This is a genomic window from Aurantimonas sp. (assembly GCF_964217435.1).
Classification (GTDB): domain Bacteria; phylum Pseudomonadota; class Alphaproteobacteria; order Rhizobiales; family Rhizobiaceae; genus Aurantimonas; species Aurantimonas coralicida.
Genome location: NZ_CAXPJM010000047.1, coordinates 1 through 12040, shown reverse-complemented (window position 1 = coordinate 12040; position 12040 = coordinate 1). Strand labels below are relative to the sequence as shown.

Sequence of the window (12040 nt, the reverse complement as noted above, 5' to 3'; positions counted from 1 at the left end):
GGGCGACAACGTGACGATGGACGTGACGCTGATCGTGCCGATCGCGATGGAAGACAAGCTGCGCTTCGCCATCCGCGAAGGCGGCCGCACCGTCGGCGCCGGCATCGTCGCCTCGATCATCGAGTAGTCTGGCGGCAGGCGCGCAACGGCGCGCCACCCCGATATGCTGAAGTTGACGGGCCCCTTCGCGGGGCCCGTTTGCGTTTGTGGTGCCGGAGGCGCTCGCGGCTGAGCCGGAGCGGGCAGGGCCGTTGAGATCCACGTGGCCATGCATGGCGCCGGTCGCGGGCCGGATCCGATTGCGCCGACTGTTGCGTGCAGCGCCATCCGCGCTAGAAACCGGCAGGTGTTGCGAGGAGATCGCCAGTTGCGAGTATGGACCGTCAGCGAGGAGAAGGCCGGCACGCTCACCCAGTGCGTCGGCGTGGCCGAGCATCTGACAGACGAGCCGATCGTCCATACGGTGGAGCGGCTGCCGAAATGGCGGCGCGGGTTGTTCTCTCCCTACTGGCGCAGCCGTGCAGCCGAACCGGATATCGTCATTTCCTGCGGCTGGTTCGCCGAACGTCACGTCGCCCGTATCCGCGAGCGTTTCGGCGGACGGCCGTTTGCCGTGCATCTGCAACCGCCCGCACCCCCGTCGCGCGGCATCTACGATCTCGCCTTCGTGTCCCGGCACGACTGGAAGAGCCCGCGCCTGGACGGCACCGACTATCGCAGCATGATCGGCGTGCCCCACCGCATCAAGCGGACGGCGCTGGACGCGCGACGCGAGGCCGCGCGCGGCCGCTGGCTGGCCGAGGGCGACGACCGGCCGATCGTGGTGATGCTGCTGGGCGGGGCCAACGGCGCCTATGACTACGACGCGCCGACGATCGACCGGCTGGTCGCCAGCGCCCGTGATCTGGTGGCCGAGGGCTGGCTTGTTCTGGTCTCCACCTCCCGCCGCAGCGACCCCTCGCTGCTGGACGGCCTGCTGCATGTCGGCGAGCCGGACATCCGCGTCTGGGACCGGACCGGCGACAATCCCTATCGGGACTATCTCGCCGCGGCCGACGCCTTCCTCATCAGCAAGGACACGGTGACCATGCATTGCGAGGCGCTGACGTCGGGGCGGCCGGTCTACAGCCTCGATCTCGCGCCGATCCCGGGCGAGCGCCTGGAAAAATTCGAGTGGTTCCATGAGGATATGCAGGAGACGCTGGGTCTGACCCGGCCGTTCGCCGGCGATCTCGCCCCCTACGACTACACATTCGCCGATCAGTCGCTGGAGATTGCCGAGACGATCCGCGCCGAATACGCCGCACGGCGGTGAACGGCGGCACGCCCTCCGGCACCGAGCTGACGCCGCACCTTGTGGCGATCCGCGAGGCGCACCGCGCCCAGATGGACCGCCTCGGCCTGCTGCGGCGTCGCTGGGTGCTCTTGGGCGGCGCCCCGGACCCGGCCATGCCGGATGCCCTGCGGGCCAGCCACGCTCGGGTGGACATCAACAATTCAGGCCTGGCGGCGAAGCGTTTCGGCTGGGGACCGGCGGATCTGAGCGTACGGCGGCCGGTCGAGTCATGGGCGGTCTTTCCCGACCTCGAGGCACGGGCCATGCTGTGGTTCAGTCCACGGCCGAGATGGCGCCAGCGCTGGAAGCTGCTGCGCCAGCGCAAGGCGAGGATCGGCGCTCTGGTATCGATGCACCCCGACGATCGCGAAGCGGTCAATCTGGCGATGATCGGCCCGGAAATGATCGGCATCGGCGAGCTGGGCAAACCATCGACGGGAATTGCCGCGCTCTGCTACGGCCTGTTTCTCGGCGTGCCGGAGATCGTGCTAGCGGGTTTTTCCTTCGCCCGGACCGGCCATTCCTACGACACGCTGGCACGTCCGCGCATGCAGGTCGCGGAGGATCGCTACGCCCTCGAAACGCTGCGCGACGATCCGCGCGTCGCGACAAGCGAGCCGGAACTTGCGGCCGATCTCGGCTTGCGGCTGTGGGCGCCCTGAGGAGCGCCGCCCCGTAACAGCCGCCCCGGATCTTGCGCGGCGTTGGCCTTTGCCGGTCACGGGTGTATGACGCCACCGTTCAGCAATTCAGCAAGGTGACCTCGTGACGCAACCGACAGTTCAGGTCTTCATCGGGTTCGATTCCAAGGAGGTGATTGCCTATCACGTCCTGTGCCAGAGCATTCTCGAGCGCGCGACCGTGCCCGTCGTGTTCTCGCCGCTCTATCTGCCCAACCTGGAAGGCGTGTTCCAGCGCGAGCGCAACGCGCTGCAGTCGACGGAATTCTCCTTCTCGCGCTTCCTGGTGCCGTATCTGTCCGGCTTCACGGGCTGGAGCCTGTTCATGGACTGCGACATGCTGATGCGCGCCGACATCGCCGAACTCTGGGCGCTGCGCGACGACCGCCATTCGGTCATGTGCGTCAAGCACGATTACCAGCCCAAGGTGGAGACCAAGTTCCTCGGCCAGACGCAGACCAAATACGAGAAGAAGAACTGGTCGAGCGTGATGCTGTTCAACAATGCCAAGTGCCAGGCGCTGACGCCGGACTACGTCAACACCGCCACCGGCCTGCAGCTGCACCAGTTCAAATGGCTCGACGGCGACGAGAACATCGGCGAACTGCCGGCGGAGTGGAACTGGCTGGTCAATGAGTACGACCACAATCCCCATGCCCGGAACGTGCATTTCACCGATGGCGGGCCGTATTTCGACGAGTATCGCAACGACGACTATGCCGAGGAATGGTTCGCCGCGCGCGAGCGGACGCTGTTCGTCCAGCAGCGCGGCGCCTGAGGTCTTGCGGCGGGGCTGCGGGACATGAGCGCTACGACGCAGGCGGATGAAGCGGGCAGGCTGCCGGAAACGCGTGACGGCTGGGCGGCGTTATTCGGTGGCTTCGCCCGCGTCGTCCTCGTCGCCAACAGCGACGCGGTCGATATCGCGGCGCTGTCGGCGAGATACGGCGACGGCACGCTCTTCGTCTTCTTCAACAAGGTGTTCAAGGTTCTCGACGCGCCCTTCGACCGGCCGTCGTTGCTGATCGCCCGCAGCAGCCAGGCGGGCGCCAACATCGTCTATCGCCGGGAAGTCGGCACCGTGCTGCAGCTTCTGCGCGGCCCGCAATTCCATGGCATCGCCAATCTGAAGGCCGGCGCCGCAGAAAGCTTCAGCCCGGCAGAGGCCTTCGAGAACGCGCCGGTCGGGTTTCTAGACCTCGCGCCGGTCTTTGCCGATTTCTATCCGGGCACCCATGTCCCGACCAGCGGCTTCGCGCTGGCCTTCTGGCTGGCCGAAGCCTGTCCGGCGCTGCCCATCGTGCTGGCCGGCTTCACCGCCCGTCGCTCGACTCGCTGGAAGCTGTTCCACGACCATGAATGGACCTTCGAGCAGATGGTGAACCGGCTGCTGGTGCGCACCGGACGCCTGACGTTGGATGGCGGCGGCAGTGCCGGCGAATGGTCGCGAATCGCCACGCGGATTCCGGGCATCACGGCCGCCGATGTCGCGCTCGTCTCCTCGGAGGTTCTGTCGGAGCGGCTCGAAGGCGCCAATCAGGCGATCGACCGCCTGATGTCGCTGACGCGGCTGCAGGGCCGGCTCGACGCGTTTCTGCGCGGGTTGAAGCCGAAGACGCGCAAGCAGAAGCTGGCGGAACAGGCGGCCAAGGCATCGTCGCAGGGCAACTGACGAATGCCGCGGCCGATTCGTTCGAATACCGACGATGCGGGGTTTGATCACTCGCTGGTGTCGGGCTAGTGGTCGCGATGGCCAGACTTGTCTGTTCTGCGGGTGAGGGCGGTTTAGTCCTGCGTCCTGTGAGCGCGGTTTAGGCGCCCCGGGCAGCGTTTCGTCGAAAAAGGGTGTTGCAGTTCGCGCCGCGAGGCGATATCTGGGCGCCATCGTAGGGGTATAGCTCAGTTGGTAGAGCGGCGGTCTCCAAAACCGCAGGCCGTAGGTTCGAGCCCTACTGCCCCTGCCAGCAACGCGAACGAGAGTTTTCCCCGGCAGCCCTTGTGAATCATTCCGAGGGCGGCTAAGTGGGGCATTCTTAATGACATATGGCGCGTGGGGCGGTCGCTAGCCTTCATGCGCCTTAGCCGTGAGCGGTTTATGGCCAAGACCAATCCCTTCAGCTTTCTTCAGCAGGTCCGGTCGGAGACCGCGAAGGTGACGTGGCCCACCCGTCGCGAGACCGTCATTTCGACGATCATGGTTTTCGTGATGGTGGCGTTCGCCGCGACCTTCTTCTTTATCGCGGATCAGCTGCTCGGCTACGTCGTCGGCCTGATCATGAGCGTCTGATCCGGACGCTGCAGGAGTTATCACCAGTTTCATGACCGCTCGTTGGTACATCGTCCACGCCTATTCGAATTTCGAAAAGAAGGTGGCAGAATCGATCGAGGAGCAGGCCCGTCAGAAGGGTCTGTCCGATAAATTCGAGAAGATTCTCGTGCCGACCGAGAAGGTCGTCGAGGTGCGCCGCGGCCGCAAGGTCGATGCCGAGCGCAAGTTCTTCCCTGGCTATGTCCTGGTCAAGGCCGAGCTCACCGACCAGGTGTTCTCGATGATCAAGAACACGCCGAAGGTCACCGGCTTCCTGGGCGCCGAGAACCGGCCTACCCCGATCACCGAGAAGGAAGCCGAGCAGATCCTCGCGCAGGTCCAGGACGGTGTCGAGCGGCCGAAGCCGACGGTCTCCTTCGATATCGGCGAGCAGGTGCGGGTCTCCGACGGCCCCTTCGCCTCGTTCAACGGCATCGTTCAGGAAGTCGACCAGGAGCGCGCGCGTCTCAAGGTGGAAGTTTCGATCTTCGGGCGTGCGACGCCGGTGGATCTCGAATTCGGTCAGGTCGAGAAGGCCTGATCCGAACGGGCGCCAAGCCCATCCTCGTGCGGGAGGCGCTCGGGCTCTAGCCGGCCCCTGTTCCGGACCGCGCGGACTGCAGACTGCCGGATGTCCGGCTGGCTTCGTGCCGGCCGCCCGGCGTGAACATTGAAGGCAGGTACAAATGGCTAAGAAAGTACAGGGCCAGCTGAAGCTCCAGGTCCCGGCCGGTTCGGCGACGCCGTCGCCGCCCATCGGTCCGGCGCTGGGTCAGCGCGGCATCAACATCATGGAATTCTGCAAGTCGTTCAACGCGCAGACCCAGGAGCAGGAAAAGGGCCAGCCGATCCCGGTGGTCATTACCTACTACCAGGACAAGTCCTTCACCTTCGCGATGAAGACCCCTCCGGTGAGCTACTTCCTCAAGAAGGCCGCCAACCTCAAGAGCGGCTCCAAGGAGCCGGGTCGCAGTGTCGCCGGTTCGGTGACGCGCGAGCAGGTTCGCGAGATCGCCGAGAAGAAGTTCAAGGATCTGAACGCGAACGACATTGATGCGGCGGTTCTCATGGTCGAGGGCTCTGCCCGCTCCATGGGCCTCGAAGTGGCGGGCTGAGACGATGGCAAAGAGTGGCAAGCGAATCCGTAGCGCCCGCGAGGGCATCGAGCGCACCAAGCTGTATGGCCTCGACGAAGCCGTGCAGATGCTCAAGGACCGGACCAAGACCAAGTTCGACGAGACCATCGAAGTTGCGATGAATCTCGGCGTCGACCCGCGTCATGCCGACCAGATGGTCCGCGGCGTGGTCAACCTGCCGAACGGCACCGGCCGGACCGTCCGCGTCGCCGTCTTCGCGCGTGGTGACAAGGCCGAGGAAGCCAAGGCTGCCGGCGCCGACATCGTCGGTGCGGAAGACCTCGTCGAGCAGGTCCAGGGCGGCACGATCGACTTCGACCGTGCGATCGCCACGCCGGACATGATGGCCCTCGTCGGTCGTCTCGGTAAGGTTCTCGGCCCCCGCGGCCTGATGCCGAACCCGCGCGTCGGCACGGTGACCCCGGACGTCGCAGCGGCCGTCAAGGCTTCGAAGGGCGGCGCCGTCGAGTTCCGCGTCGAGAAGGCCGGCATCGTGCATGCCGGCGTTGGCAAGGCCAGCTTCGACAGCAAGGCGATCGTGGAGAACATCCGCGCCTTCGCCGATGCGGTCCAGAAGGCCAAGCCGTCGGGCGCCAAGGGCAACTATGTCCAGCGCATCGCGGTGACCTCGACGATGGGCCCCGGTGTGAAGGTCGATCCGTCGACCGTCGGCGCCTCGCAGGCCTGACCCTTACAAATTGGAAGCGGCGTCCCTATATCCGCCGCTTCCCCATCAAGGTTCCGGGCTCGTCCCGGTACGTGGAGGCTTTTGAAAGCCTCCTGAATGCCTGTCCGAGATTGTGGGCGGCCGGTGCTTCGGCTCCGGTCATAATCGTTAGATAGCCCTCATGAGACGGGGAAGTTCCGAGTTTTCCGGCATCGCCGGTCTGGTCGGTTCGAACCTCTGAATGCCTTGCGTCGCCCAACGGTTCCACGGAGCTGCTGCGGGTTGGCCGGGGGGACAGGATCTCCGAGCGTCGCCCGGATGGTCCGGGCGGCAAAAGGCAACCGGCCTCGTTTCGCAAGAACCGGGGCTAACTGGAGAGAGGCAGTGGACAGAGCGGAAAAGCGCGAATTCGTCACGTCCCTTCACGAGACCTTCCAGGCCTCGGGAACGGTCGTCGTGGCCCACTATGCCGGTCTCACGGTCGCGCAGATGAACGATTATCGTTCGAAGATGCGCGTCGCGGGAGGCACCGTCAGAGTCGCGAAGAACCGCCTCGCCAAGATCGCTCTTGAAGGCACGGACGCCGCAGGCATCTCGAATCTGTTCGAGGGCCAGACGCTGATCGCTTATTCGAGCGATCCGGTGGCGGCGGCCAAGGTGACCAACGACTTCGCCAAGGGGAACGACAAGCTCGTCATCCTTGGCGGTTCGATGGGCGCCACGACACTCGATGCAGACGGTGTGAAGGCCTTGGCCACCATGCCGTCGCTGGACGAACTCAGGGCCAAGCTGGTCGGCATGATCAATACGCCGGCTACTCGGATCGCTGGGGTTCTCCAGGCGCCTGCGGGGCAACTCGCACGCGTCTTCGGTGCCTATGCCAAGAAAGACGAAGCGGCGTGAGGATGGTTCCTCGCTGCACACCTCAAAGTTCGAACCTGAAGGAATACTAACATGGCTGATCTCGCCAAGATCGTTGAAGACCTGTCGGCCCTGACCGTCCTCGAGGCGGCTGAGCTGTCGAAGATGCTCGAAGAGAAGTGGGGCGTCTCCGCCGCCGCTCCGGTCGCCGTTGCGGCCGCTGGTGGTGGTGCTCCGGCCGAAGCCGCCGAAGAGCAGACCGAGTTCAACGTGATCCTCGCATCTGCCGGTGCGCAGAAGATCAACGTCATCAAGGAAGTCCGTGCGATCACGGGTCTTGGCCTCAAGGAAGCCAAGGACCTCGTCGACAACGCGCCGAAGCCCGTCAAGGAAGGCGTGGACAAGGCCGAGGCCGACAAGATCAAGGACCAGCTCGAGAAGGCTGGCGCCACGGTCGAAGTCAAGTAATCGCGGTTCGCCGCGCTTACGCAGAACATCCGGGGGCGGGACGGCAATTTGCCGTTCCGCCTTCCGTGCTCGCCATAGGGTTCCGGCCTTTCGGGGTGGATCTGGCGGGCAGGGCACTCTCCGCGGTGCGGTACGGTAAGACGCGGGACGGGAATGCAGTGCGTGTGTTCGAACGGCTTGCCGGCAAGCCTTTCGAAGACGCGGGCCCAGCGCCCGACAGATCGGTCAGTCGCTGCCGCCGCAGGGCGCAGTGAAGTCTCTCGGCGGAGAGACAGAGGAATTTCAGCCCTTTGGTCGAGGGCGATATCACGAGAAGGAGCGACGATGTCTCAGACGACGACGTTTAGCGGTCGCAGGCGCGTGCGCAAGTTCTTCGGGTCGATCCCCGAAGTGGCCGAAATGCCGAACCTGATCGAGGTCCAGAAGGCCTCCTACGATCAGTTCCTGATGGTGGACGAGCCGGTAAACGGGCGTCTGGACGAAGGGTTGCAGGCCGTCTTCAAATCGGTCTTCCCGATCTCCGACTTCTCCGGTCAGGCCATGCTGGAATTCGTCAAGTACGAGTTCGAGCAGCCGAAATTCGATGTCGAGGAATGCCGTCAGCGCGATCTGACCTATGCTGCGCCGCTGAAGGTGACGCTGCGCCTCATCGTGTTCGATGTCGACGAGGACACCGGCTCCAAGTCCATCAAGGACATCAAGGAGCAGGACGTCTACATGGGCGACATGCCGCTCATGACCATGAACGGCACCTTCATCGTCAACGGCACCGAGCGCGTCATCGTCTCGCAGATGCACCGTTCGCCGGGCGTCTTCTTCGACCATGACAAGGGCAAGAGCCACTCGTCGGGCAAGCTGCTCTTCGCGGCGCGCGTCATTCCCTATCGCGGTTCCTGGCTCGACATCGAGTTCGACGCCAAGGACGTCGTGCATGCGCGCATCGACCGGCGCCGCAAGATCCCCGTGACCAGCCTCTTGATGGCGCTGGGCATGGATGGCGAAGAAATTCTGTCGACCTTCTACGACACCGTGAAGTTCGAGAAGGACAAGAACGGCTGGCGCGTTCCCTTCTCGGTCGAGCGCGTGCGCGGCCAGGGTGCGGTCGTCGACCTGATCGACGCCGACAGCGGCGAAGTGCTGGTCGAGGCCGGCAAGAAGGTCACCGCGCGCCAGGCGCGTCAGATGCAGGAGAAGGGCGTCAAGGCGCTCCGTGCGACCGAGGACGATCTGGTCGGCTCCTACATCGCCGAGGACATCGTCAATCCCGAGACCGGCGAGATCTATCTCGAAGCCGGCCAGGAACTGGAGATGACCGTCGACGCCAAGACCGGCGAGCGCAAGGGTTCGCTGATCGACCTGATCAATGCGGGCTACGACGAGTTCACCGTTCTCGACATCGACCACGTCAATGTCGGCGGCTACATCCGCAACACCCTCGCGGTGGACAAGAACGAAGGCCGTCAGGACGCGCTGTTCGACATCTACCGGGTCATGCGCCCGGGCGAGCCGCCGACGATGGAAACCGCCGAGGCGATGTTCCAGTCGCTGTTCTTCGATTCCGAGCGCTACGACCTGTCGGCCGTCGGCCGCGTCAAGATGAACATGCGCCTCGACGTCGACGCCGAGGACACCGTGCGCGTGCTGCGCAAGGAGGACATCCTCGCGGTCGTTCGCACGCTGGTCGACCTGCGCGACGGCAAGGGCGAGATCGACGACATCGACAATCTCGGCAACCGCCGGGTGCGCTCGGTCGGCGAGCTGATGGAGAACCAGTACCGCGTCGGTCTGCTGCGCATGGAGCGGGCGATCAAGGAGCGCATGTCGTCGGTCGAGATCGACACCGTCATGCCGCAGGACCTGATCAACGCCAAGCCGGCGGCTGCCGCCGTGCGCGAGTTCTTCGGTTCCTCGCAGCTCTCGCAGTTCATGGACCAGACCAACCCGCTGTCGGAGATCACCCACAAGCGTCGTCTCTCGGCGCTTGGACCCGGTGGTCTGACCCGCGAGCGTGCCGGCTTCGAAGTCCGCGACGTGCATCCGACCCATTACGGCCGCATCTGCCCGATCGAGACGCCGGAAGGCCCGAACATCGGTCTGATCAACTCGCTCGCCACCTTCGCGCGGGTGAACAAGTACGGCTTCATCGAGAGCCCGTACCGCAAGGTTGTCGATGGCGTGGTCACCCACGACGTCGTCTATCTGTCGGCCATGGAGGAATCCAAGCATCACGTCGCCCAGGCGAACGCGATCCTGACGGACGACAACCAGTTCCAGAACGAGTTCGTGGTCTGCCGTCACCAGGGCGACGTCTTCATGACGCCGCGCGACAATGTCGACCTGATGGACGTCTCGCCGAAGCAGCTCGTGTCGGTCGCTGCCGCGCTCATTCCGTTCCTTGAGAACGATGACGCGAACCGCGCACTGATGGGCTCGAACATGCAGCGTCAGGCCGTGCCGCTGGTGCGCGCCGAAGCGCCGTTCGTCGGCACCGGCATGGAGCCGATCGTGGCCCGCGACTCGGGTGCCGCCATCGGCGCACGCCGGACCGGCATCGTCGACCAGGTCGACGCGACGCGTATCGTCATCCGGGCGACCGAGGATCTGGAAGCCGGCAAGTCCGGCGTCGACATCTATCGTCTGATGAAGTTCCAGCGCTCGAACCAGAACACCTGCATCAACCAGCGTCCGCTGGTCGCGGTGGGTGACCGGGTCGAGAAGGGCGACATCATCGCCGACGGTCCGTCGACGGATCTGGGCGATCTCGCCCTCGGCCGGAACGTGCTCGTCGCGTTCATGCCGTGGAACGGCTACAACTACGAGGATTCCATCCTCCTGTCCGAGCGCATCGTCGCCGACGACGTCTTCACCTCGATCCACATCGAGGAGTTCGAGGTCATGGCGCGTGACACCAAGCTTGGACCCGAGGAGATCACGCGCGACATTCCGAACGTGTCGGAAGAGGCGCTGAAGAACCTCGACGAGGCCGGCATCGTCTATATCGGTGCCGAGGTGCAGCCGGGCGACATCCTGGTCGGCAAGATCACGCCGAAGGGCGAAAGCCCGATGACGCCGGAAGAGAAGCTTCTGCGCGCCATCTTCGGTGAGAAGGCGTCCGACGTCCGCGACACTTCCAACCGCATGCCTCCCGGCGCCTACGGCACCGTGGTCGAGGTCCGCGTGTTCAACCGCCACGGCGTCGAGAAGGACGAGCGCGCCATGGCGATCGAGCGCGAGGAGATCGAGCGCCTCGCCAAGGACCGCGACGACGAGCAGGCGATCCTGGATCGCAACGTCTACGGTCGCCTGATCGAGATGCTCGACGGCAAGGCTGCGGTCGCGGCGCCGAAGGGCTTCAAGAAGGGCTCCGTCATCACCGCCGAGGCGATGGGTGAGTACCCGCGCTCGCAGTGGTGGATGTTCGCCGTCGAGGACGAGAAGACCCAGGCGGCTCTCGAGGATCTGCGCAACGTCTATGACGAAGCCAAGAAGACCCTCGAGCAGCGGTTCATGGACAAGGTCGAGAAGGTCCAGCGCGGCGACGAGCTGCCCCCGGGCGTCATGAAGCAGGTCAAGGTCTTCGTCGCCGTAAAGCGCAAGATCCAGCCGGGCGACAAGATGGCCGGCCGTCACGGCAACAAGGGCGTTGTCTCGCGGATCCTGCCGGTGGAAGACATGCCGTTCAATGCGGACGGCACCCATGTCGACATCGTGCTGAACCCGCTGGGCGTGCCGTCGCGCATGAATGTCGGACAGATCCTGGAGACCCATCTGGGTTGGGCCTGTGCCGGCATGGGCCGGAAGATCGGCGACATGCTGGAGGCCTACCAGACCAGCCAGGACGTCTCACCGCTGCGCGACGAGATTGCCGGGCTGCTGGGCGACAGCGATCGCAACGAGAAGGTGAAGAACTACGACGACGAAAGCGTTCTGACGCTCGCCAAGCAGATGAAGCGCGGCGTCTCCATCGCCACGCCGGTCTTCGACGGCGCGGTCGAGCAGGACATCGTCGAGATGCTGGAGAGGGCCGGGCTGAACGGCTCGGGTCAGGTCACGCTCTATGACGGGCGTACCGGCGAAGCCTTCGATCGGCAGGTCACGGTCGGCTACATCTACATGCTGAAGCTGCACCACCTGGTGGACGACAAGATCCACGCCCGCTCGATCGGCCCGTACTCGCTCGTGACCCAGCAGCCGCTGGGCGGCAAGGCACAGTTCGGTGGCCAGCGCTTCGGCGAGATGGAGGTCTGGGCGCTCGAGGCATACGGCGCGGCCTACACGCTGCAGGAGATGCTGACGGTGAAGTCGGACGACGTCGCGGGCCGTACCAAGGTCTACGAGTCGATCGTGCGCGGCGACGACGCGTTCGAATCCGGCATCCCGGAGAGCTTCAACGTGCTGGTCAAGGAAATGCGCTCGCTCGGCCTGGACGTCGATCTGGCGAACTCCGCCGCCGAGCTGCCGGCTCCGGCCGACCTGCCGGACGCTGCCGAATAGGCCATTCATGACAGGACCGCGGCGCGCCGCAGATCGGAAGAGCGTCGGGGAGGGAAAGAGTGTCACAGACTGTGTAGATCGCGGTGGTCG

Annotated in this window: 12 protein-coding genes and 1 tRNA gene; all 13 read left to right on the top strand. The window is 64.7% G+C overall.

Translation table 11 applies throughout. The features are described 5' to 3' along the window. Positions 1-127, top strand: a 127-nt coding sequence (locus ACEQX1_RS17045) for an elongation factor Tu (protein WP_370197195.1), incomplete at its 5' end; no start/stop codon positions are given. 240 nt (positions 128-367) lie between these two features. Then, positions 368-1315 (top strand): ELM1/GtrOC1 family putative glycosyltransferase, encoded by a 948-nt coding sequence (locus ACEQX1_RS17040; RefSeq protein WP_370197193.1) that lies wholly within the window; start codon positions 368-370, stop codon positions 1313-1315. Beyond that, a complete protein-coding gene (locus tag ACEQX1_RS17035; RefSeq protein WP_370195538.1) occupies positions 1312-1998 on the top strand; it encodes a hypothetical protein in 687 nt (228 codons plus the stop codon). Before ACEQX1_RS17040 ends, ACEQX1_RS17035 begins: the two co-directional genes overlap by 4 nt. A 103-nt stretch (positions 1999-2101) precedes the next feature. After that, entirely contained in the window at positions 2102-2794 is a 693-nt protein-coding gene (locus tag ACEQX1_RS17030) for a glycosyltransferase (RefSeq protein ID WP_370195539.1), read from the top strand. 24 nt (positions 2795-2818) lie between these two features. Then, the gene (locus ACEQX1_RS17025; protein ID WP_370195540.1) at positions 2819-3688 is read left to right on the top strand and encodes a 3-deoxy-manno-octulosonate cytidylyltransferase; all 870 of its coding nucleotides are present in this window, start codon (positions 2819-2821) and stop codon (positions 3686-3688) included. A gap of 216 nt (positions 3689-3904) precedes the next feature. Continuing rightward, a tRNA-Trp gene (locus ACEQX1_RS17020) sits at positions 3905-3980 on the top strand. 131 nt (positions 3981-4111) lie between these two features. Then, a complete protein-coding gene (gene secE, locus ACEQX1_RS17015) occupies positions 4112-4303 on the top strand; it encodes a preprotein translocase subunit SecE (RefSeq protein ID WP_029703862.1) in 192 nt (63 codons plus the stop codon). Between the two features lie 31 nt (positions 4304-4334). Next, the gene (nusG, locus tag ACEQX1_RS17010) at positions 4335-4865 is read left to right on the top strand and encodes a transcription termination/antitermination protein NusG (RefSeq protein WP_009209743.1); all 531 of its coding nucleotides are present in this window, start codon (positions 4335-4337) and stop codon (positions 4863-4865) included. Positions 4866-5010: 145 nt separating this feature from the next. Then, positions 5011-5439, top strand: a complete 429-nt coding sequence (gene rplK / locus ACEQX1_RS17005; protein WP_009209742.1) for a 50S ribosomal protein L11 — start codon at positions 5011-5013, stop codon at positions 5437-5439. Positions 5440-5443: 4 nt separating this feature from the next. Then, on the top strand, positions 5444-6148 hold the full coding sequence (gene rplA, locus ACEQX1_RS17000) for a 50S ribosomal protein L1 (RefSeq protein ID WP_024352398.1): 705 nt from the start codon (positions 5444-5446) through the stop codon (positions 6146-6148). 363 nt (positions 6149-6511) lie between these two features. Continuing rightward, positions 6512-7030, top strand: a complete 519-nt coding sequence (gene rplJ / locus ACEQX1_RS16995) for a 50S ribosomal protein L10 (protein WP_009209740.1) — start codon at positions 6512-6514, stop codon at positions 7028-7030. 51 nt (positions 7031-7081) lie between these two features. Next, positions 7082-7456: a 50S ribosomal protein L7/L12 gene (rplL, locus tag ACEQX1_RS16990; protein ID WP_009209739.1), complete on the top strand. Its 375-nt coding sequence runs from the start codon at positions 7082-7084 to the stop codon at positions 7454-7456. A gap of 324 nt (positions 7457-7780) precedes the next feature. Further along, positions 7781-11950: a DNA-directed RNA polymerase subunit beta gene (gene rpoB / locus ACEQX1_RS16985; protein WP_024352400.1), complete on the top strand. Its 4170-nt coding sequence runs from the start codon at positions 7781-7783 to the stop codon at positions 11948-11950. Positions 11951-12040: the final 90 nt, after the last annotated feature.